This window comes from Streptomyces fractus, assembly GCF_049844455.1.
Taxonomy (GTDB): Bacteria; Actinomycetota; Actinomycetes; order Streptomycetales; family Streptomycetaceae; genus Streptomyces; species Streptomyces fractus.
This window is the reverse complement of record NZ_JBMYHI010000002.1, coordinates 3,109,775-3,131,390: the sequence shown is the minus strand read 5'-3', so window position 1 is coordinate 3,131,390 and position 21,616 is coordinate 3,109,775. Positions and strand designations below refer to the sequence as shown.

General features: G+C 69.9%; 18 protein-coding genes and 1 pseudogene. 9 read left to right on the top strand and 10 right to left on the bottom strand.

Annotation, left to right across the window (positions count from 1 at the left end; genetic code table 11):
- On the bottom strand, positions 1–765 hold the full coding sequence (locus ACP4E5_RS15850) for a LamB/YcsF family protein (RefSeq protein ID WP_425829143.1): 765 nt from the start codon (positions 763–765) through the stop codon (positions 1–3).
- Positions 766–939: 174 nt separating this feature from the next.
- On the opposite strand from ACP4E5_RS15850, the gene ACP4E5_RS15845 reads away from it, so the two are divergent.
- From ACP4E5_RS15845 to ACP4E5_RS15815, 7 genes and pseudogenes are all read left to right on the top strand, one after another.
- Entirely contained in the window at positions 940–1,659 is a 720-nt protein-coding gene (locus ACP4E5_RS15845; RefSeq protein WP_425829141.1) for a DUF969 domain-containing protein, read from the top strand.
- On the top strand, positions 1,656–2,615 hold the full coding sequence (locus ACP4E5_RS15840) for a DUF979 domain-containing protein (protein WP_425829139.1): 960 nt from the start codon (positions 1,656–1,658) through the stop codon (positions 2,613–2,615). Before ACP4E5_RS15845 ends, ACP4E5_RS15840 begins: the two co-directional genes overlap by 4 nt.
- Before the next feature lie 11 nt (positions 2,616–2,626).
- The gene (pcp, locus tag ACP4E5_RS15835; protein WP_425829137.1) at positions 2,627–3,271 is read left to right on the top strand and encodes a pyroglutamyl-peptidase I; all 645 of its coding nucleotides are present in this window, start codon (positions 2,627–2,629) and stop codon (positions 3,269–3,271) included.
- Positions 3,272–3,349: 78 nt separating this feature from the next.
- Positions 3,350–4,315 (top strand): DUF2891 domain-containing protein, encoded by a 966-nt coding sequence (locus ACP4E5_RS15830; RefSeq protein ID WP_425829135.1) that lies wholly within the window; start codon positions 3,350–3,352, stop codon positions 4,313–4,315.
- A gap of 61 nt (positions 4,316–4,376) precedes the next feature.
- Complete coding sequence (locus tag ACP4E5_RS15825; protein WP_425829133.1) at positions 4,377–5,699, top strand: MFS transporter; 1,323 nt, start codon at positions 4,377–4,379, stop codon at positions 5,697–5,699.
- A gap of 293 nt (positions 5,700–5,992) precedes the next feature.
- Positions 5,993–7,633: a citramalate synthase gene (gene cimA / locus ACP4E5_RS15820; RefSeq protein ID WP_425829131.1), complete on the top strand. Its 1,641-nt coding sequence runs from the start codon at positions 5,993–5,995 to the stop codon at positions 7,631–7,633.
- 35 nt (positions 7,634–7,668) lie between these two features.
- Positions 7,669–8,998: pseudogene (locus ACP4E5_RS15815) on the top strand (hypothetical protein).
- Here the strand turns inward: ACP4E5_RS15815 and qcrB are convergent.
- The 3 genes from qcrB to ACP4E5_RS15800 form a co-directional block, all read right to left on the bottom strand.
- A complete protein-coding gene (qcrB, locus tag ACP4E5_RS15810) occupies positions 8,995–10,617 on the bottom strand; it encodes a cytochrome bc1 complex cytochrome b subunit (protein ID WP_425829129.1) in 1,623 nt (540 codons plus the stop codon). The pseudogene ACP4E5_RS15815 and the gene qcrB sit on opposite strands and share 4 nt — an antisense overlap.
- A 94-nt stretch (positions 10,618–10,711) precedes the next feature.
- Positions 10,712–12,088 carry a pentapeptide repeat-containing protein gene (locus ACP4E5_RS15805; RefSeq protein ID WP_425829127.1) on the bottom strand — a complete coding sequence of 459 codons (1,377 nt, stop codon included), beginning with the start codon at positions 12,086–12,088 and terminating at the stop codon, positions 10,712–10,714.
- A gap of 158 nt (positions 12,089–12,246) precedes the next feature.
- Positions 12,247–12,855 carry a YceI family protein gene (locus ACP4E5_RS15800; protein ID WP_425829125.1) on the bottom strand — a complete coding sequence of 203 codons (609 nt, stop codon included), beginning with the start codon at positions 12,853–12,855 and terminating at the stop codon, positions 12,247–12,249.
- Between the two features lie 388 nt (positions 12,856–13,243).
- On the opposite strand from ACP4E5_RS15800, the gene ACP4E5_RS15795 reads away from it, so the two are divergent.
- Positions 13,244–14,839, top strand: a complete 1,596-nt coding sequence (locus ACP4E5_RS15795) for an acyl-CoA carboxylase subunit beta (protein ID WP_425829123.1) — start codon at positions 13,244–13,246, stop codon at positions 14,837–14,839.
- Positions 14,840–14,867: 28 nt separating this feature from the next.
- Positions 14,868–15,062, top strand: coding sequence for an acyl-CoA carboxylase subunit epsilon (locus ACP4E5_RS15790; RefSeq protein ID WP_425829121.1), 195 nt, complete (start codon positions 14,868–14,870; stop codon positions 15,060–15,062).
- A 142-nt stretch (positions 15,063–15,204) separates the two neighbouring features.
- On the opposite strand, the gene ACP4E5_RS15785 is transcribed toward ACP4E5_RS15790, so the two are convergent.
- The 6 genes from ACP4E5_RS15785 to ACP4E5_RS15760 all read right to left on the bottom strand — a co-directional run bounded on the left by ACP4E5_RS15785 (position 15,205) and on the right by ACP4E5_RS15760 (position 21,524).
- Positions 15,205–15,795: a GTP-binding protein gene (locus tag ACP4E5_RS15785; protein WP_266714479.1), complete on the bottom strand. Its 591-nt coding sequence runs from the start codon at positions 15,793–15,795 to the stop codon at positions 15,205–15,207.
- The gene (locus ACP4E5_RS15780) at positions 15,776–16,372 is read right to left on the bottom strand and encodes a DUF742 domain-containing protein (RefSeq protein WP_425829118.1); all 597 of its coding nucleotides are present in this window, start codon (positions 16,370–16,372) and stop codon (positions 15,776–15,778) included. The genes ACP4E5_RS15785 and ACP4E5_RS15780 overlap by 20 nt, the downstream gene beginning before the upstream one ends.
- Before the next feature lie 94 nt (positions 16,373–16,466).
- A complete protein-coding gene (locus ACP4E5_RS15775) occupies positions 16,467–16,880 on the bottom strand; it encodes a roadblock/LC7 domain-containing protein (protein WP_266714481.1) in 414 nt (137 codons plus the stop codon).
- 10 nt (positions 16,881–16,890) lie between these two features.
- Positions 16,891–20,163, bottom strand: a complete 3,273-nt coding sequence (locus ACP4E5_RS15770; protein ID WP_425829116.1) for a sensor histidine kinase — start codon at positions 20,161–20,163, stop codon at positions 16,891–16,893.
- Positions 20,164–20,545: 382 nt separating this feature from the next.
- Positions 20,546–21,133 carry a GTP-binding protein gene (locus ACP4E5_RS15765; protein ID WP_385761308.1) on the bottom strand — a complete coding sequence of 196 codons (588 nt, stop codon included), beginning with the start codon at positions 21,131–21,133 and terminating at the stop codon, positions 20,546–20,548.
- Positions 21,114–21,524, bottom strand: a complete 411-nt coding sequence (locus tag ACP4E5_RS15760; RefSeq protein ID WP_425829115.1) for a DUF742 domain-containing protein — start codon at positions 21,522–21,524, stop codon at positions 21,114–21,116. Before ACP4E5_RS15760 ends, ACP4E5_RS15765 begins: the two co-directional genes overlap by 20 nt.
- Positions 21,525–21,616 lie beyond the last annotated feature (92 nt).

The window sequence follows — 21,616 nt, the reverse complement described above, 5'->3', positions numbered from 1 at the left end:
TCACGCGAACGCCCCGACCTTGACCCCGGCGCCCTCGAGCGCGACCCGCACCCGCGCCGCGATCGCCGCCGCGCCCGGGGTGTCACCGTGCACGCACAACGACCTGGCGGCGACGGCGACATGGGACCCGTCGACCGCCTCGACCCCGCCGTCCACCGCGAACGCGACGGACCGGCGCACCACGGCGTCCGCGTCCTCGACGACGGCGCCCGGCTCGCGGCGCGGCACGAGCGTGCCCTCGGGGGTGTAGGCACGATCGGCGAAGGCCTCACGCACACCCCGCAGCCCCAACTCCTCGGCAGCGCAAAGCAATTGAGACCCGGGAAGCCCGAGAACCGGCAGCCCCCCACCCGCGAGCCGGACACCCTCGACGACCGCGCGGGCCTGCTCCGCGTCGCGCACGGTCCGGTTGTAGAGCGCCCCGTGCGGCTTCACGTACGACACCTCGGCCCCGGCAGCCTCGGCGAACACCCGCAACGCCCCGATCTGGTACGCCACTTCGGCGGCGAGCTCGTCCGGCGGCACGTCCATCGCGCGCCGCCCGAACCCGGCGAGGTCCCGGTACGAGACCTGCGCCCCGATCCGTACGCCCCGCTCGGCGGCCAGGTCGCAGACCCGGCGCATCACGGAGGGATCGCCGGCGTGGAAGCCGCAGGCGACGTTGGCACTGGTCACCACGGAGAGCAGGGCCTCGTCGTCGGTGAGGGTCCACCGGCCGAAGCCTTCGCCGAGGTCGGCATTGAGGTCGATGACGTCCTGGATCACGGACTCAACGTAAAGGATTGTTGAACGATCCGACAAGGGTCGAGGTCGGCGCCTCTTTTGGATGTCCGAATTCCGGAACCTCTTGTTAGATCGTTGAACGATCCCCTAAGGTCCGTGCATCTCTCATCCACATCTCTCATCCATAAGTGCGTCCCTCATCGAAAAGGCCGCCGCATGATCGTTCTGCTCGGCGTGCTCGTGGTGATCCTCGGATTCGTCACGCGCCGCAATCCCGTTCTCGTGGTCGGTGTCGCCGGCATCGTCACCGGGCTGCTCGGCAAGATGAACCCGCTGGAGATCCTCGCCGCCTTCGGCACCTCCTTCGCCGACAGCCGCTCCGTCACCGTCTTCGCCATCGTGCTGCCGGTGATCGGCCTCCTGGAGCGCTACGGACTGCGCGAACAGGCCCGCACCCTCATCGGGAAACTCGGCAAGCTCAGCGCCGGCCGCTTCCTCACCGCGTATCTGCTGGTCCGCCAGGTCACCGCCGCCTTCGGCCTCAACAACCTCGGCGGCCCCGCCCAGGCGGTCCGCCCGCTCGTCGCGCCGATGGCCGAGGCCGCCGCCGAACGCAAGGCGGGAGCCGTGCTGCCGGACAAGCTGCGCGAGAAGGTCCGCTCCTACTCGGCGTCCGCCGACACCGTCGGCGTCTTCTTCGGTGAGGACTGCTTCATCGCGATCGGCTCGATCCTGCTGATCACCGGATTCGTGAACTCGACGTACCACGAGCACCTCGAGCCCACCCAGCTCGCGCTGTGGGCCATCCCGCTGGCCGTCTGCGCCTTCGTCATCCACGGCGCCCGGCTGCTGCTCCTCGACAGGAAGCTGGAGCGCGAGATGGCGCTCGCCGCCGCCGAACACGAGATCCCGCTGCCGAAGGAGCGCTCGAAGTGATCAAGGTCGAATGGCTCTACTGGCTGATCGGTCTCGTCTTCGTCGTCATGGCGGTGCAGATGGCGAGGGACCGGACCAACCCCAAGCGCTGGACGTCGGCCGCCTTCTGGGGGCTGCTCGGACTGACCTTCCCCTACGGCACCGGGGTCGCGGGCGGCTCGAAGGCGCTGCCCGCCGAACCGCTCGGCGTCGCGGTCCTCGCGCTGATCGCCCTGGCCGGGTTCAACTTCATAGGCAAGGGCGAACCGGTCACCACCACGCAGGAGCAGCGCGAGAAGTCGGCGGCGCGCCTCGGCAACAAGCTCTTCATCCCGGCGCTCACCATCCCGCTCGTCGCGATCATCTGCGCCTCCTTCCTCGACGACTCGGGCATCTTCGAGACGGGCCAGGCGACCCTCCTCGGGCTCGGCGTCGGCTGCGTCGTGGCGCTCGTCGTCGGGATGTTCGTCACCGGCGAGCGCAAGGTGTCGACGCCGATCCACTCCGGCCGCTCGATGCTGGAGGCGATGGGATCCGCGCTGCTGCTCCCGCAGCTGCTCTCGGTCCTCGGCTCGATCTTCGCGGTCGCCGGCGTCGGCACCCAGGTCGGGAAGATCACCAACGCGGTGCTGCCGGACAACTCCAAGTACTTCGCCGTGATCGCGTACTGCGTCGGCATGTTCCTGTTCACCGTGATCATGGGCAACGCCTTCGCGGCGTTCCCCGTCATGACGGCGGCGATCGGCTGGCCGGTGCTCATCCAGCAGATGCACGGCAACGAGGTGGCGATCCTCGCGATCGGCATGCTCGCCGGTTTCAGCGGCACGCTCGTCACGCCCATGGCCGCCAACTTCAACATCGTCCCGGCGACACTCCTCGAACTGAAGGACCAGTACGGGCCGATCAAGGCGCAACTCCCCACGGGGTTCGCGCTCCTCGGCTGCTGCACCGTGATCATGGCGTTCTTCGCGTTCTAGGAGGTCCAGAGATGACTCGGGTGCTGCTCACCGGGTTCGAACCGTTCGGCGGGGAGTCCGTGAACCCCTCCTGGCAGGCCGCGGAGGCGGTCGCCGCCGCGCCGCCGGAGGGCCTGTCCGTCTCGGCGGTCCAACTCCCGTGCGTCTTCGGTGAGTCGATCGCGGCGCTGCGGACTGCGGTGGCGGAGGTGGCGCCCGACCTGGTCGTCTGCCTCGGCCAGGCGGGCAGCCGCCCCGGCGTCACCGTCGAGCGGATCGCCATCAACGTCGACGACGCCCGCATCCCCGACAACGCCGGAGCCCAGCCGATCGACGTACCGGTGGTGCCGGGCGGCCCGGCCGCGTACTTCTCCACGCTGCCGGTGAAGGCGTGCGTGGCGGCGATGCGGGAGGCGGGGGTCCCGGCGGCGTTGTCCAACACGGCCGGAACGTTCACGTGCAACCACGTGGCGTACGGCCTCGCGCACCTTCTGGCCACGGAACTCCCGGGCGTCCGGGGCGGTTTCGTCCACGTGCCGTGGGCGCCGGAACAGGTCACGGACGGCACGGCGCCCGCCCTCCCGTTCGAAACGGTGGCCACCGGCATCCGGGCGCTGCTGCTCGCGGCGGCATCGACCACGGACGACCTCCGGGTAACGGAGGGCGCGACGCACTGATCTCTTGGGGGCGCGGGGAACTGCGCGAACCGGACCACAGCAGCACCGCACCCGGCGACGAACCGAAACGGACACGACATGCTCACCCGCGACGAAACCGCCAAGCTGGCGGCAGCCAACGTCACCCGCGAATACCCCAACTTCACCGCCCATCTCACCACTTCCCCAGACGACCAGCCCCGACCGTCCGACCTCCACCCCGCCTTCTACGGCGCCTACGACTGGCACAGCGCCGTGCACATGCACTGGCTGTTGCTGCGGACCCGGCCCGAGGTCCACTCCGACGTACTGGACCGCCACCTCACCCGCGAGAACCTCGCCCGGGAAGCCGAATACCTCCTCGCCCGGCCGAGTTTCGAGCGCCCCTACGGCTGGGCCTGGCTGATCGCGCTCGCGGCGCAGTGCCACGGGACGCGCTGGTCCGACGCCTTCGCCCCCGCCGTGGACGCCGTCGACCGCCTCCTCACGGACTGGCTCCCGAAGGCCACGTATCCCGTCCGCCACGGCAACCATCCCAACAGCGCCTTCGCCCTCGGCCTGATCCTCGACACGGGGGAGCGGGCCGGACTGCCCGCCCGCACGCTCGACGCCGTACGGGACCGTCTGCGCAGCTGGTTCGCCGACGACCACGACGCGCCCGCCCACTGGGAGCCCTCCGGCCAGGACTTCCTGTCGCCGTCCCTGACGGAGGCCGACGCGATGCGCCGCGTATTCGGGAACGCCGACGACTTCGCCGCCTGGCTGGACCGCTTCCTCCCGGCCCTCGCCGCCGACGCGCCCTGCCCCCTGCTCGACGTACCGGTCGTCTCCGACCACAGCGACCCGCAGATCGGCCACCTCCTCGGCCTCGCGCTCTCCCGCGCCGCCGCCCTCCGCGCGATCGCGAACGCGCTGCCCGACGGACTCGTACGCGAGCGGCTCACGAAGGCCGCGCAGGAGCACCTCGACGCGGGCCTCCCGGCCGTGGAGAGCGGCGATTTCACGACCGACCACTGGCTCGCGACGTTCGCCGAACTCGCCCGTGAACAGAATGAACGCAAGTAAGCGCGATCGTTGTCAGGTACACCCTTGCCCTGAGCAGGACGTTTCCCGCATCGTGCCGATCATGGGACGAGAACAATGGAAGAAGGTCCTGGTCGGCTCGGCCGGGAACATGGTCGAGTGGTTCGACTGGTTCGTGTACGCGAGCTTCGCGACGTACTTCGCGGGATCCTTCTTCCCGAGCGGCAATCCGACCGCCCAGCTGATGAACACCGCCGGCATCTTCGCCGTCGGCTTCTTCATGCGCCCCGTGGGCGGCTGGCTGCTCGGCCGGGTCGGTGACAGGAAGGGCCGCAAGGCGGCACTGACGCTCACGGTCACCCTGATGTCCGCGTCGGCGGTCCTCATCGCCGTCGCGCCGACCTACGCGGTGGCCGGATACGGCGGCGCCGTCGTGCTGCTCATCGCCCGACTGCTCCAGGGCCTTTCGGTCGGCGGCGAGTACGCGGCCAGCGCCACGTACCTCACCGAGGCCTCTTCGCCCGAGAAGCGCGGCTTCGCCTCCAGCTTCCAGTACGTGTCGATGACCGCCGGCCAGATCGTCGGCCTGGGCCTGCAGATCCTGCTCCAGAACACGATGTCCGACGACGCGCTGCACAGCTGGGGCTGGCGCATCCCGTTCATCATCGGCGCCCTCGGGGCGGCGATCATCTTCTACCTGCGCCGCAGCATGCTGGAGACCGACGTCTACGAGGAGTCGGCCGACGACGACGCCACCGTGGGCGGCGACGACAAGGGCACCATCAAGGCGCTGTGGGCGCACAAGCGCGAGGCGTTCCTGGTCATCGCGCTGACCATGGGCGGCACCGTCGCGTACTACACGTACACGACATACCTGACGAAGTACCTGTCCAACTCGGCGGGCCTGAGCAAGCAGACGGCCACGCTCGTGTCGTTCTGCGCGCTCGTCGTCTTCGCCTGCCTTCAGCCGGTCGCGGGCGCGCTCTCGGACCGGATCGGCCGCCGCCCGCTCCTGATCACCTTCGCGGTCGGCTCCACCTTCCTGACCGTGCCGATCATGACGCTGCTCCAGCACGCGGGTTCCTTCTGGCCGGCCCTGGGCCTGTCGCTGCTCGCCCTCGTCATCGTCACCGGCTACACGTCGATCAACGCCTGCGTGAAGGCCGAGCTGTTCCCGACGGGCATCCGCGCCCTCGGCGTCGCCCTCCCGTACGCCATCGCCAACGCGCTGTTCGGCGGCACCGCCGAATACGTGGCGCTCTGGTTCAAGGAGGCGGGCGTCGAGTCCGGCTTCTACTGGTACGTCGCCGGCTGCGCGGCCGTCTCGCTGATCGTCTACCTGTCGATGCGCGAGACCCGGGACATCGACCTGAACCGGGTCAAGTCCGGGGAAACCAGCACCGAACCGGCCAAGCAGGTCGCCTGACCGCATGGTGAGACCACAGCCCGGTCCTTGACCGGGCTGTGGCAGACTGCGGGCGTGCTCTCGTTCGCCACGATTATTGGCAGCAGGCGCGCCGGTCCGCAGTGACCACCTCGTACGACCCGGTACAGGTGGACACCGTCGTCCTCGACCCGCGCGCAGACCTCTCGCACCCGCGAGAGGTTTTTCTGTTTCTGGCCCACCCACAGCCAGTCGGAGAGCGCGAGGGATCATAGATGGACGGTGGAGCCGGTCATTCCGGTAGACCGAGAATCCCCATCAGGAGCCAGATCAGCATGAGCAGCAGCCTCAGTGAACGTCCCAGTGCACAGCCCACTGAACTCGACGATTCCTCCGACGCTTTCCACGTCTTCGACACCACGTTGCGCGACGGCGCGCAGCGCGAGGGCATCAACCTCACCGTCGCGGACAAGCTGACCATTGCACGGCACCTGGACGAGTTCGGCGTGGGCTTCATCGAGGGCGGCTGGCCCGGCGCCAACCCCCGCGACACCGAGTTCTTCGCCCGCGCGCAGGAAGAGATCGACTTCAAGCACGCGCAGCTCGTCGCCTTCGGCGCCACCCGCAGGGCGAACGCCAAGGCGAGCGAGGACCCGCAGGTACGGGCCCTTCTGGAGTCCGGCGCCCCGGTGGTCTGCCTGGTCGCCAAGTCGCACGACCGGCACGTCGAGCTGGCCCTGCGCACGACCCTCGAAGAGAACCTGGAGATGGTCCGCGACACGGTCTCGTACCTGGTCGCGCAGGGCCGCCGGGTCTTCGTCGACTGCGAGCACTTCTTCGACGGCTACCGCGCCAACGCCGAGTACGCGAAGTCCGTCGTCCGGGCCGCGCACGAGGCCGGCGCCTCCGTCGTCGTCCTCTGCGACACCAACGGCGGCTTCCTGCCCGCCCAGGTCCAGGCCGTCGTCTCCACCGTCCTCGCCGACACCGGCGCCCGGCTCGGCATCCACGCCCAGGACGACACGGGTTGTGCGGTGGCGAACACCCTCGCCGCGGTGGACGCGGGCGCGACCCACGTCCAGTGCACGGCGAACGGCTACGGCGAGCGCGTCGGCAACTCCAACCTCTTCCCGGTCGTCGCCGCCCTCGAGCTCAAGTACGGCAAGAAGGTCCTCCCCGAGGGCTCGCTGCGCGAGATGACCCGCATCTCGCACGCCATCGCCGAGGTCGTGAACCTCACCCCGTCCACGCACCAGCCGTACGTCGGTGTCTCGGCGTTCGCGCACAAGGCGGGCCTGCACGCCTCCGCGATCAAGGTCGACCCGGACCTGTACCAGCACATCGACCCGGACCTCGTCGGCAACCACATCCGGATGCTGGTCTCCGACATGGCGGGCCGCGCCTCCATCGAGCTCAAGGGCAAGGAGCTCGGCGTCGACCTCGGCGGCGACCGCGAGCTGGTCGGCCGGGTCGTCGAGCGGGTCAAGGAGCGCGAGCTCCAGGGCTACACGTACGAGGCCGCGGACGCCTCGTTCGAGCTGCTGATGCGCGCCGAGGTCGAGGGCAAGGAGCGCAAGTACTTCCGCGTCGAGTCCTGGCGCGCGATCGTCGAGGACCGCCCCGACGGCTCCCACGCCAACGAGGCCACCGTGAAGCTGTGGGCCAAGGGTGAGCGCATCGTCGCCACGGCGGAGGGCAACGGCCCGGTGAACGCCCTCGACCGAGCGCTCCGCGTCGGCCTGGAGCGGATCTACCCGCAGCTCGCGAAGCTGGAGCTGCTCGACTACAAGGTCCGCATCCTGGAGGGCAAGCACGGCACGTCCTCCACGACCCGCGTCCTGATCTCCACGGGCGACGGCACCGGCGAGTGGTCCACGGTCGGCGTCGCCGAGAACGTGATCGCGGCGTCGTGGGGCGCGCTGGAGGACGCGTACACGTACGGTCTGCTGCGGGCGGGCGTGGAACCGGTCGAGTAGGCCGGATCGGGCTCCGTTGAGCTAGCGTCGAGGGCATGAGGCCCTACCTCGCAGCCCTCGCCGCCCCGCTCCTCGTCCTGGGCGCCACCCTCGCGGTGGCGCCACCCGCCTCGGCCGCCACGGACGTCTCCACGGTGGCGGCCGCCTTGCAGAAGAGTCCCGTCTACGTCGCGCCCGGCGCGGCCGACGGGCTGACGTCGGACGACGTCGACGCGCTCAAGAACAAGATCAAGGACGCTGACAAGCCGGTGATGGTGGCGGTGCTGCCCGCCGACTTCCCCAAGCAGGACCTGTTCACCGACCTGCGGACGAAGACCGGGATCGTGGGCGTGTACGGGGTGCGGCTCGGTGACGCGTTCGACGCGCGAGCCGACCATGAGGTGATGTCGCAGCAGGCCGTCAAGAGCGCGGCGAGCAGCGTGCGGCGCCAGTCGGCCAAGAGCCAGCTCGACGATTTCGTCAGCATCTCGCTCCGCACGGCGAAGGGCTCCGCGCCCTCCTCCTGGGGCGGCGGCGACGACGACGGCGTCTCCGCCGGTCCCCTGATCGGCGTGGGCGCGGTCGTGGTGCTCGGCGGAGCCGGTGTGTACGCCCTGAGCAGGCGCAACCGGCGCAAGCGCGAGGAGGAGCGGCGCGAGGCCCTCGACAAGCTGCGGGTCGTGGTGGACGAGGACATCACGGCGTTCGGCGAGGAACTCGACCGGCTCGACTTCCACCCGGCCGAGGCCGGTGCCGACGACGCGATGCGCGCGGACTTCGAGCGGGCGCTCGACGCGTACGAGAAGGCCAAGCAGTACATGAGCGACGCCCAGCGCCCCGACGACGTACGCGGCGTGACGCAGGCCCTCGAGGACGGCCGGTTCTCTCGCGCAGCTCGCCGCGCGCCGCGAGGGCCGCCCGCTGCCCGAGCGCAGGGCGCCCTGCTTCTTCGACCCGCGCCACGGCCCCTCCACCGAGGACGCGCTGTGGACGCCGCCCGGCGGCTCGTCCCGCGAGGTCCCGGTCTGCGCGGCGGACGCGGCGCGGCTGCGGGACGGCGAGGACCCGCACGTGCGCACCGTCGACGCGGGCGCGGGGGAGCGCCGCCCGTACTACGACGCCGGTCCTGCCTACGGCCCGTGGGCCGGCGGCTACTTCGGCGGCGGCATGCTGCCGGGCCTGCTGGTCGGCACCGTGCTCGGCTCCATGCTGGCGAGCCCCGCCTACGCGTCGGACTACGGCGGCGGTGACTTCGGCGGCGGCTTCGAGGGCGGCGACGTCTCCGGCTCCGACTTCGACCCGGGTGATTTCGGTGGCGGGTTCGGTGACGGTGGGGGTGGCGGCGACTTCGGTGGTGGTGGCGGCGACTTCGGCGGAGGGTTCTAGCGGTCCGACGTCTCGGGGCTCCGCCCCGGACCCCGCGCCTCAATCGCCGGCGGGGCTTGATCGGCGAACATCCACCGCGACAGCGCCACCCGCAGCCGCCGCGCCGCCCGTACCCGGCGGCGTACGCCGTGCTCGTCCTCGGCCGGGAGGGGGTCCAGGGCGGCGGGCTGTTCGTGCTGGGTGAGACGGTAGGACTCGCCCTGGTCCAGGGGTTCGTGGACCTCGACGTACTCGCCGTGGGGGAGGCGCTTGATCAGGCCCGTCTCCCGGCCGTGGAGGACCTTCTCCTGGTCGCGCCGCTGGAGCCCGAGGCACAGCCGCTTCGTCACGACGAACGCGAGGACGGGTCCGGCGAACAGCGCCACCCGCGCGAACCAGGTGATGGCGTTCACCGAGAGGTGGAAGTGGGTGGCCCAGAGGTCGTTGCCGCCGGCCGCCATCGCGACGAGGAAGCCGGTCAGCCAGGCCACCCCGAGCGCCGTACGGACGGGGCGGTTCCGCGGCCGGTCCAGGAGATGGTGCTCGCGCTTGTCGCCGGTGATCCACGCCTCCACGAACGGGTACACCCCGATCAGCACCAGCCACAGCGGGAACGCCAGGAACGGCACGAGGATGCCGAGCGCGAGCGTGTGGCCGCCCACCACGACCTCCCAGCCCGGCATCACGCGCACGAGCCCCTCCGCGAACCCCAGGTACCAGTCCGGCTGGGCCCCCGTGGAGACATGGTCCGGGCGGTAAGGGCCGTACACCCAGACCGGGTTGATCGACGCGACCGCCGAGACGAGCGTCACCACGCCGAACACGAGGAAGAAGAAGCCGCCGGCCTTGGCGACGTAGTTCGGGAAGAACGGCTCGCCCACGACGGTGCGTTCGGTCTTTCCCGGGCCCGGATACTGGGTGTGCTTGTGGTAGAAGACCAGGATCAGGTGGAGGACGACGAGCGCCGCCATGATGCCGGGCAGCAGCAGGATGTGGATCGAGTAGAAGCGGGCCACGATGTCGTGCCCCGGGAACTCGCCGCCGAACAGGAAGAACGACAGATACGTGCCGACGACCGGGACGGCGAGCGTCATGCCCTCGATCAGCCGCATGCCCGCGCCGGAGAGCATGTCGTCGGGGAGCGAGTAGCCGAGCAGGCCCTCGAAGAGCGCGAGGAACAGCAGCAGCCAGCCGAACAGCCAGTTCAGCTCGCGGGGTTTGCGGAACGAGCCGGTGAAGAAGTGCCGCATCATGTGCACGAACATCGCCGCGACGAAGATCAGCGCCGACCAGTGGTGGATCTGCCGGATGAGCAGACCGCCGCGCACGTCGAAGCTCAGGTCGAGCGTCGACGAGTACGCCTCCGACATCCGGATGCCCTTCAGCGGCACGTAACTGCCGTTGTACGTCACCTCGTTCATCGACGGATGGAAGAAGAGCGTCAGGTAGACGCCGGTGAGGATCAGGATGAGGAAGGTGTAGAGACAGATCTCGCCCAGCATGAACGACCAGTGGTCGGGAAACACCTTGCGCAGATACGCGCGGCCGAGTCCGTGGATCCCGAGCCGCCCGTCGGCCCAGTCGGCGAGGCGTTCACCTGTGGCGGGGGTGTGGGTGGTGCGTTCCGTGCGTGCGGACATGCGGTTCCTCCCGTGAGCTGCTCACGGAGGAGACGGACCGGGGCGCGCGGATTGTGACACGGCGACGCGGGAATGTGGCACGCGTCACGTGCGGCTACCCCCTGCTGAGTGTCCGCGTCACCCCGGCGACGAGCGTCGTCGTCAGGATCCAGCCGACCGCGATCAGCGCGTACGCGAGGCCCTGCACGCCCGCCTCGGCCCAGTGCCAGCCGTCCCGCTGCCCGAGGCCGCCGACCGGCACCAGCAGATCGAGGGTGTACGCGACCGGGTTGAACGGAGCGCCCTCGCCCGGCTTGTTCGGCACGGGCCTGTGCGCGTGGAAGACGAGCGAGCCGAGGAGCGTGAGCAGCCCGAGCCAGATCCCGGCGATCCAGGGACGGTACCCGTACCCGACGGTCCCGTCGAGCAGCCGACCCCACGCCTTCCCGGCCGGTCCGAGCGTGCCCCGCCGTGTGCGCTCCCGTACGAGGAGGACCCGGCGCGCCTCGTCCTCGTGGCCGGACCGCCGGTAGTGCGCGGCGAGTTGCTCGTAGGGCTGCGGCGCGTAGACGGGCTGGCGGCGCAGCCAGGCGAGGCGGCGCGTGACGTCCTCGCGGCGGTTCGGGGCGACGTCGCCCAGCCAGTCGTACGTCAGTCCGTCGAGGCCCAGCGTCGCGGGCCAGGTGGAGGGGGAGTCCTGGAGCCTGACCACGTAGGCGTTCCGCAGGTTCACCCCGCCCGCAGGCGTGCGCGCGAACGCAAGGTCGAGGGCCTCGGCGCGCAGGCCGACGCACATCAACGACGAGCCGGTACCGCCGAGTTCGGCGTCCTGGAACGAGACGAGGTCCGTCACCCTCGCCCCGCGCAGCCGGACCCTGCCGTCCACCCGCAGGCCCTGGCACCGTACGTTCGAGGCGCTGAGACCGTCGCCCTGGAACGCGTACGCGTCTGCCGCTCCCACCCGTATCCGTGCCCCGCGCATCCACAGTCCGCCCGGCAACTCGGCGCCGGGGAAGCCGACTTCGCCCTCGGCGACGAATCCGGGCTCGCAGAACACGCCGCCGCGCACGACGGCCCCGCCGCCCTCCAGGGCGACCCGTCCCGGCGCCACCAGGTGTGCCCCGTCGAGCCGGACGCCGCCCGCGATGTCGGCGTGCACCAGGTCCACCGCGCTCTCGGCCCCGTCGCGCTCGCCGATCGTCGACCGCGGCAGGTCGACGCGTCCGCCGAACCGGGCCGTCGAGGCCCGCAGCCCCGGCAGTACGCATTCCGTGAACGCTATGCCGAGCGTGCTCGCGCCTTCGAGGCTCACCGCTTCGTCGAACCGGCACGTCTCGAACCGCACGGCCCGCCGGACCTCCGCGCCGTCGAGCCGCAGCACGCCGGTGACGCGGGTGTCGCGCAGCACGTAGGGTGCGGAGCCCGCGCCCTCGTCGAGGATCTCCCGTCGGACGCTCTCGGCGTCGACGTTCCGCTCACGTGCCGGCGTCATCGGGTCCAGGCGGGGTTCATCGTTCTCCGGGCGGTCGGTCCGACGGTGCCCGCAGCATTCCACACCCCCGCGCTCAGGTCACCCGTGCCGAACGGGACGCCCGCAACGCCGAGTTGGCGGCCACGCAATCCGTGACCGCCGCAACTCGTGGCTGAACCTCAGACCTCCTTGATGGCCGAGATGTCGAAGTTCAGCTTGATCTTGTCCGAGATCAGGACGCCACCGGTCTCCAGCGCGGCGTTCCAGCTCAGGCCCCAGTCCGAACGGAGGATCTCGGACTTGCCCTCGAAGCCCACGCGCTCGTTGCCGAACGGGTCCTTCGCGACGCCGTTGAACTCCAGGTCGATGCTGATCGGCTTGGTGGTGCCGAGGATCGTCAGGTCACCCGTGATGCGGTAGTCGTCGCCGCCCAGGGACTCGGCGGAGGTCGACCGGAAGGTCATCGTCGGGAACTCGTCGATCTTGAAGAAGTCGGCGCTCTTCAGGTGGCCGTCCCGGTCCTCGTTACCGGTCGAGATGCTCGCCATCTGCACGTCGAACGAGGCGGTGGACTTCGCCGGGTCCGAGCCGTCCAGGTGCAGCGAGCCGGTGAAGTCGCTGAAGCTGCCCTTCACGTTGGTCACCATGGCGTGCCGGGCGACGAAGCCGAGCGTGGTGTGAGCGGGGTCGACGGTGTACTCGCCGGTGACGGCGGCGAGGTCCGGGTTGGCCGCCGCGGCGGCGTCGGGGGTGGCGGTGGACTCGTTCTTGCGGCCGAAGATGCCCATGACGTGCTCCTTGGGGACGGGCGGCACGGGTGGTGCCAAAGGGAGTGATGCAGTGATGTTGAACGTTGAACCATCAACTGCTCCGACTGTAGCGCGATGATGTTCAACTTTCAACATCAAACAGTGCGTACTCCTTTGATTACAGCGCGATCCGGTCAAGGTCGCCCTTTCGGGTGTGCGCGGGTGCGCTGTCGTCGAGGCGGTGTGAGGCGGTGTGAGGCGGGTCTCAGGGCGCGGCTTTGTGTGACGTCTACAAGGCGGACCCGTGCTGAGCAGTCACTTCGGGCCTCTGGCGACAGGGTTCTGTTCAGGGCTACCAGGAAAACGGGCCGGAGACTGTACGGAGTCGACGGACCGTTTTCAGGGGTGCGTTTCGTAAGGTCACTACATGACCGTTTTGGACGACAGCGCCTCGAACCCGGGGGACGAGCCCACCGATGCCCGTGGACGTGTGGCCGAGCTGCACGCGATCCGTGCGCAGGCCATCGCCGGGCCGAGTGAGAAGGCGACCGACGCCCAGCACGCGAAGGGCAAGCTGACGGCGCGCGAGCGCATCGAGCTGCTTCTCGACGAGGGCTCGTTCAACGAGGTCGAGCAGCTGCGCCGGCACCGCGCCACCGGCTTCGGCCTGGAGGCCAAGAAGCCGCACACCGACGGTGTCATCACCGGCTGGGGCACGGTCGAGGGCCGCACGGTCTTCGTCTACGCGCACGACTTCCGGATCTTCGGCGGCGCCCTGGGCGAGGCCCACGCCACGAAGATCCACAAGATCATGGACATGGCCATCGCGGCCGGTGCCCCGCTGGTCTCCCTCAACGACGGCGCGGGCGCCCGTATCCAGGAGGGCGTCTCCGCGCTCGCCGGCTACGGCGGCATCTTCCAGCGCAACACCAAGGCGTCCGGCGTCATCCCGCAGATCAGCGTGATGCTCGGCCCGTGCGCGGGCGGCGCGGCCTACAGCCCGGCGCTCACCGACTTCGTGTTCATGGTCCGCGAGACCTCGCAGATGTTCATCACCGGTCCCGATGTCGTCAAGGCGGTGACGGGCGAGAACATCACGCAGAACGGGCTCGGCGGCGCCGACGTCCACGCGGAGACCTCCGGCGTCTCGCACTTCGCGTACGACGACGAGGAGACCTGCCTCGCCGAGGTCCGCTACCTGCTCTCGATGCTCCCGCAGAACAACCGGGAGAACCCGCCGACCGTCGAGTCCGACGACCCGGCGGAGCGTCGCGGCGACGTCCTGCTCGACCTGGTCCCGGCCGACGGCAACCGTCCGTACGACATGACCAAGGTGATCGAGGAGCTCGTCGACGACGGCGACTACCTGGAGATCCACGAGCGCTGGGCGCGCAACATCATCTGCGCCCTGGCCCGGCTCGACGGCCAGGTCGTCGGCATCGTCGCCAACCAGCCGCAGGCCCTCGCGGGCGTCCTGGACATCGAGGCCTCGGAGAAGGCCGCCCGCTTCGTCCAGATGTGCGATGCTTTCAATATCCCCATCGTGACCCTGCTCGACGTCCCCGGCTTCCTGCCCGGCGTCGACCAGGAGCACGGCGGCATCATCCGGCACGGCGCCAAGCTGCTGTACGCGTACTGCAACGCCACCGTGCCCCGGATCTCGCTGATCCTGCGCAAGGCGTACGGAGGTGCGTACATCGTCATGGACTCCCAGTCCATCGGCGCCGACCTCACCTATGCCTGGCCGACCAACGAGATCGCGGTCATGGGCGCCGAGGGCGCGGCCAACGTGATCTTCCGCCGGCAGATCGCCGAGGCCGAGGACCCCGAGGCGATGCGCCAGAAGATGGTCAAGGAGTACAAGGCCGAGCTGATGCACCCGTACTACGCGGCGGAGCGCGGCCTGGTCGACGACGTGATCGACCCCGCCGAGACGCGTGAGGTGCTGATCAGGTCCCTGGCGATGCTGCGCACCAAGCACGCCGACCTGCCGTCCCGCAAGCACGGCAACCCGCCGCAGTAACCGGCCCCAGTCGTAGGAGACCTGCCACATGTCCATGCCTGACATCCGTGTCGAGAAGGGCCACGCCGAGCCCGAGGAGGTCGCGGCCATCACCGCGATCCTGCTCGCCCGTGCCTCCGCCACCCCCGAGGCCGCTCCGGCGCACCACGTCCGCCAGAACCGCGCCGGGTGGCGCCGCCTGGAGCGCGAGCCCGGCTTCCGCGCCCCGCACAGCTGGCGCTGACCCGGTTACACGTCTGAGGCCCTCCTCCCGTTTCGGGAGGAGGGCCTCAGTGCGTTTCGGGCAAGCAATCAAGCCCCGCCGGCGATTGAGGCGCGGGGTCCGGGGCAGAGCCCCGCGACCGCACGCCCGTTGCCGTGAATGCTTACCGGAGCCGCGCCATCAACGCATGCTCCACCAGCGTGATCAACGTCGACTTCGCGTCCGCGCGGTGCCGGGCGTCCGTCGTGATGATCGGGGTGTCCGGGCCGATCTGGAGAGCCTCGCGCACCTCGTCCGGGTTGTACGGCTGCGCGCCGTCGAAGCCGTTGAGGGCGATGACGAACGGGAGGCCGGAGTTCTCGAAGTAGTCGACCGCGGGGAAGCAGTCGGCGAGGCGGCGGGTGTCGACGAGGACGACGGCGCCGATCGCGCCGCGCACCAGGTCGTCCCACATGAACCAGAAGCGGTCCTGGCCCGGCGTACCGAAGAGGTACAGGATCAGGTCCTGGTCGAGCGTGATGCGGCCGAAGTCCATGGCGACCGTCGTGGTCGTCTTGTCCCCGGTGTGAGTGAGGTCGTCGATGCCCGCCGACGCGGACGTCATGACGGCCTCGGTGCGCAGCGGGTTGATCTCGGAGACGGCGCCCACGAACGTGGTCTTGCCGACGCCGAAACCACCTGCCACCACGATCTTCGCCGATGTGGTGGAACGGCTTGGAGCAGCCGGCCCTCCGCTAGAGCTTGCGAAGTCCACTGAGCACCCTTTCGAGCAATGTCACGTCTGGCTGGCCGCCGGCGCTCTCGTCGCCGCCGGGCTGATGGATGGCGACCAGTCCCGCCTCCGCGAGGTCGGCGACGAGAATCCTGGCCACGCCGAGAGGGATCGTGAGCAGGGCCGAGATCTCGGCCACCGACTTGATCTCCCGGCACAGATTGCAGATCCGCTGGTGCTCGGGCAGTTGGCCCTGCAACTGGTGCGGCTGCGCGGTGGTGTGCACCAGCGCCTCGATGGCGAGCTGGTACCGCGGCCTGGTGCGGCCGCCCGTCATGGCGTACGGGCGCACCAGGGGGTTGTTCTTCGCGGCGGGTGCGGGATTCGCGTCGGGACGCGGCTGCGGCTGCACGGGCTGGATGCGCGGCGCGGGCGGCTGGTCGTAGGGACCGGGCTGCCGGGTCGGCCGGGCGTGGTTCGCCGACGAGGGGGAAGACGGGAAGTTGTACCGGTTCTGGGATCCGTCGTCACCCATGCCCGCCTGGCCGCGCCCCTGGCCGTGGCCGTAGGGCGGCCACCCGGCCGACGAACCGCTCGGGGGTGTTGCTGAACCAGACACGAACTTCCTCCTCCGACTGCGCTGGGCACCATCACTGTGGAGCCGCGTCCCGAAACCTTACGGCCCCGGGGCGCGAATACGCACTGCCTGTCTGTTAGTTGAGAAGGCTTCCCTGAAGCTCCGCCCGCAGGTCCGGCGTGAGAACCGTGCCCGCCCGGTCGACAAGAAGGGCCATCTCGTACCCAACGAGGCCAATGTCCGCCTCGGGGTGTGCAAGGACGGCGAGAGAAGAGCCGTCGGAGATGGACATGATGAAGAGGAATCCTCGCTCCATCTCCACAACTGTCTGGTTCACCGGGCCGCCTTCGAAGATGCGGGAGGCGCCCGCGGTCAACGAGGTCAGACCCGAGGCGACGGCCGCCAGCTGGTCGGCGCGGTCGCGGGGGAACCCTTCGGACATCGCCAGAAGGAGTCCGTCGGCGGAGACCACCACCGTGTGGGACACACCGGGGGTGTTGTCCACGAAGTTGGTGATCAACCAGTTCAGGTTCTGTGCCGCCTGGCTCATCGGGCTCACACTAACGCTCCTGGTTGTAGGTGCTGTCAGGGCCGAAGCCCTGGCCGTTCGTATCACTGCTGCCCTCGCTGCGTCCCCGCTGTACGCCGCGACGCAGGTTGCTGAGCCTGCCCCGGACGTCCTCGGGGGCGCGGGAGACCTGTGGGCCGCCCTGCGGCGTCGACTCCGCCGTGCCCTCGACCAGGTTGGCCTTGGGTACCCGGCGCGGCAGACCGGACGCGGTGACCCCGCCCGCCTTCGGCTTCTTGAGCTGCTCCGCGCGCTCCCACCGGGCGTCGTTGGCCGAGCGCCAGGTGGTGTCCTCGTCGGAGCGGGTCTCGGGAGCCTGCTGAGGGGTCGGCGCGGGCTCCTGAGGGGCACCGCCACCGCGCCGCGGCAGACCGGCGTCGGTCAGCGCGTGGGGGCTGGAGGGGGCCGGTCCGGTCGGATCCGCCGAGGGGGTGGCGCCGTGTCCGTCGAAGCCTACGCGTTCCCGGTCCGCCGCGGCAGTGCCCTGAGCGGATTCCGCTTCGGGACCGAACGGGCCCTGGAAATCACCCTGGTAGGGCTCCCGGTAGGCGTCCTGCGCCTGCCAGTCGGCCCGCGGAGAGGACGGCTCGAAGGGGTTGTACGTCTCCCGGGGAGCTTCCGCATAGTCGTCCTGCGGGGCGTACCCGGAGTCGAACCCGTCCGGCTGCCCGGTGTCGTGGGTCGGCTGCACCGGGACGAACCCGTCGAACCCGCCGAACCCATCGAAACTGCCCTGCTGCCGGCCGTCGTAGCCGGCCTGGTGCTCGTCGTAGACGCCCTGCTGCGGGTCGTCGTAGGCGAGCCGCTGACGGTTGTCGTACGGGGCCTGCCGGTTGTCGTACGCGTTCTGCTCCGCGAAGGGCGGTTGGTCCTGCTGCGGCTGCTGTGGCTGGAAGTCGTCCCGGAAGAGCGGGCGTTCCTGCGGGGGCTGCTGCTGGTCCTGCGCCGGGTCGTGCTGCTGCGCCTCCAGGGCCGCGCGGCGCTCCTCACGCATGAGGGAACGGCCGACCGGGTCCAACTCGCGGGCGTCGTCCGGGACTTCGTAGCGGCTGTCGTCGAAACCGAGCTCGGCGGCCGTGCGCAGCGGGGTGTGCTCGAACGCGGCCTGCTTCGGGATCATCGTCGAGACGGTGAACTCCGAAAGCTCGGAGTTCTCCTGGATCCCGCCACCGCCACCGTGCGTGATCGCCTCGGGCAGCATGACGAGCGACGTCGTGCCCGCCTGCTCGCCCGAGGGGCGCAGCTGCACGCGGATGCCGTGCCGGTCGGAGAGGCGGCCGACCACGAACAGGCCCATGCGCTGGGAGATCGCGGCGTCCACCGTCGGCGGGTTGGCCAGCTTGTGGTTGATGTCCGCGAAGTCCTCGGCGGTGAGGCCGATGCCCTTGTCGTGGATCTCGATCATCACGCGGCCGTCGGGGAGACGGGTCGCGGTGACGCGGACCTTGGTCTGCGGGGAGGAGAACGTCGTGGCGTTCTCCAGGAGCTCGGCGAGCAGGTGCACGAGGTCGGTGACCGCGCGGCCGTGGATCTCGGCCTCGGGGACGCCGGCCAGCTCGATGCGCTCGTACTGCTCCACCTCGGAGGTCGCGGCGCGCAGCACGTCGACCAGCGGGACCGGCTGGTCCCAGCGGCGGCCGGGCTCCTCGCCCGCGAGCACCAGGAGGTTCTCGCCGTTGCGGCGCATACGGGTCGCGAGGTGGTCCAGGCGGAAGAGGTTCTCCAGCTGGTCCGGGTCGGCCTCGTTGTTCTCCAGGTCGGTGATGAGGGTCAGCTGGCCCTCGATCAGCGACTGGTTGCGGCGCGACAGGTTGGTGAAGATCGCGTTGATGTTGCCGCGGAGCAGCGCCTGCTCGGCGGCGAGCCGGACGGCCTCGCGGTGCACCTGGTCGAAGGCGCGGGCGACCTCGCCGATCTCGTCCGTCGTGACGATCGGGATCGGCTGTACGCGGGTGTCGACCCGGCCGGGCTCGGTGCGCGAGAGCTGGTCGACGAGCATCGGCAGGCGCTGCTCGGCCACGTCGAAGGCGGCGGAGCGCAGCCGGCGCATCGAGCGGGACATCTGCCGGGCCATCTGGCCGGCGATCAGGACGGCGACGAGCAGGGCGATCACGACGGCGGCGCCGATGATGATCGCCTCGCGCTTGGCGTCGGCGGCGATCCCGGAGGCCTCGGTCACGGCCTTGTCCGCCAGGTTCGACTCGATCGTGCGATAGGCGTCGAACTTCGCGGTGTTGACCGCCCACCAGTTCTGGGGCGTGACACCCTGCTGGGCCAGCGCGAGCCGGGCGCTCGGCTGGGTGCTGGGCAGCGCCACCACGGCGGCGACCATCTTGGTGTTCTCGGGCGGCGGGACGTACGAGGGGTCCTTGGCCTTGGCCGTGGCGGCCTGCTTGGCGCCGTCCGACTTCAGCTTCTTGATGGTGTCCTGGAGCTTGTTGAGGTCCTCGGACGTACCACCGCCCTTGTACTCCTCGATGGCGATGTTCTCGAGGTAGGCGTAGCTGCCGAGCGCGGTGCGCTGACGGTTCAGGGTCGCGGCGCCGGGGCCCGGCTTCACCAGGAGGTGCATGCCGATGGACCGCTCCAGCGAGAGCGCCGCCTTGGTCAGCGAGATCGCGTAGACGGTGCGGCCGTAGCTGGTGATGTTGCCGGTGCCGAGGCCGAGCTCGTTGGCGAACTCCATCAGCGGGTGCTGGATGGCGACGTAGCCCTCTTCGGTCTGCACACCGGGCAGCTTCGAGGTGTAGGCGGCGGCGCGCAGCTTCTTCAGCTGGGGCTCGACCTTGGTGAACTGCGCCATGCGGCGCTCAAGGCCCTCCTTGCGCGGCATGTTCTCGGCCGCGGCGTGGAACTTGTCGGCGGCGGCGTCGGTGGCCGCGCGGACCTTGGCGACCTTCGGGTCGTCCGTCTTGCCCTGGAGGAGGGGCGCGGCGCTGACGTCGCGCTCCTCGATGAGGCGGTTGCCGTACGTCAGCGAGGCCTGCACGAGACGCGCGGTGCTCTCGGCGTCCTCGGCCTCCTGCCAGGTGTCGATCGAGTTCTTCACCTGGAAGCCACCCATGACGAGGCCGACGACCACGGGTATGAGGAGGATGGCATTCAGCTTGGTGGGTACACGCCAGTTACGGGGCGACATGCGTCCGCCCGACGACGCCGGCGCCGCGGCCTCGGCCGCCGGTGCGGTCCGCGCCGCGTCGCGCGGGGGCGGGGTGAAGTTGCCCCGCGCCGAGACCGGCTCGGGACTGTTCTTGCTTCGCCTCACTCGACCAACAACCTCTCGGCGTCGGCACCTACGTTGTGCCGCTGTATGTCTCCAGGCCCATTGCTACTGGGCAGTTCAGCGCATTCCAGCACGTCAGGAGGCGCACTTCCAAACAGTCGGAAGCGGAAGCTCCGCGTGACGCACACCCCAGATAAAACGGTCATAAAGAGCGAGCCCCGCCAAAAGGCGGGGCTCTTGTGAGCGCAGTGGAACCGGCTGTGCGCGACGTGTGTCGGTGCCCTGCGAATTCTCTTTCGAAACGTTATGAACAGCACGGCCCGGCGTGTCAAAGGCCACAGGAACCGCCGAAGAGGCTACGACAACTGCCGTATGGATCCAGCCACTTGATGACCGAGATCCGACCGCTTCTGACAGTCGCCGACTACTTCAAGCGGGCCATGAGGGCGTGCTCGACCAGCGTGATCAGACCGCTCTTCGCGTCGGCGCGGTGCCGGGCGTCGGTCGTGATGATCGGGGTGTCCGGGCCGATCTGGAGGGCCTCGCGCACCTCTTCGGGGGTGTACGGCTGGTGCCCGTCGAAGCCGTTGAGGGCGATGACGAAGGGCAGGCCGGAGTTCTCGAAGTAGTCCACGGCCGGGAAGCAGTCCGCGAGGCGGCGGGTGTCGACGAGGACGACGGCGCCGATCGCGCCGCGCACCAGGTCGTCCCACATGAACCAGAAGCGGTCCTGGCCCGGCGTACCGAAGAGGTACAGGATCAGGTCCTGGTCGAGCGTGATGCGGCCGAAGTCCATGGCGACGGTGGTCGTCGTCTTGTCTCCGGTGTGAGTGAGGTCGTCGATCCCGGCGCTCGCCGAGGTCATCACGGCCTCGGTGCGCAGCGGGTTGATCTCGGAGACGGCGCCCACGAACGTGGTCTTGCCGACGCCGAAGCCGCCCGCCACCACGATCTTCGCCGACGTGGTCGCGCGGGCGGTTCCCACGGAGCCGTCAGAGCTTGCGAAGTCCACTGAGCACCCTTTCGAGCAGAGTCACGTCCGGCGCACCGCCGTTGGCCTCGTCGCCGCCCGGCTGGTGAATGGCGACCAGCCCGGCCTCGGCCAGGTCCGCGACGAGGATCCGGGCCACACCCAGCGGCATCGAAAGCAGCGCCGAGACCTCGGCCACCGACTTCACCTCGCGGCACAGGTGGCAGATCCGCTGGTGCTCGGGAAGCAGCGTCATCAGGGCCGCGGGGTCGGCCGTCGTGCTCACCAGCGCCTCGATGGCGAGCTGGTAGCGCGGGCGGGTCCGGCCACCGGTCATCGCGTAGGGGCGGACCAGGGGCTGGTCGCCCTCGAAGCCGTACGCGGCGTGGGCGGTGGCGCCGTACGGGTCGTGTGAGTCGGTGGGCGGGGTCATGGATCCTCCGGGCGGGACGACAAGTGCGGGGGCCTGCCGTCTGGGGGTGGGCCGGTGGGGGGATTGTGACGGCGGAACATCGGGTGTGCGGA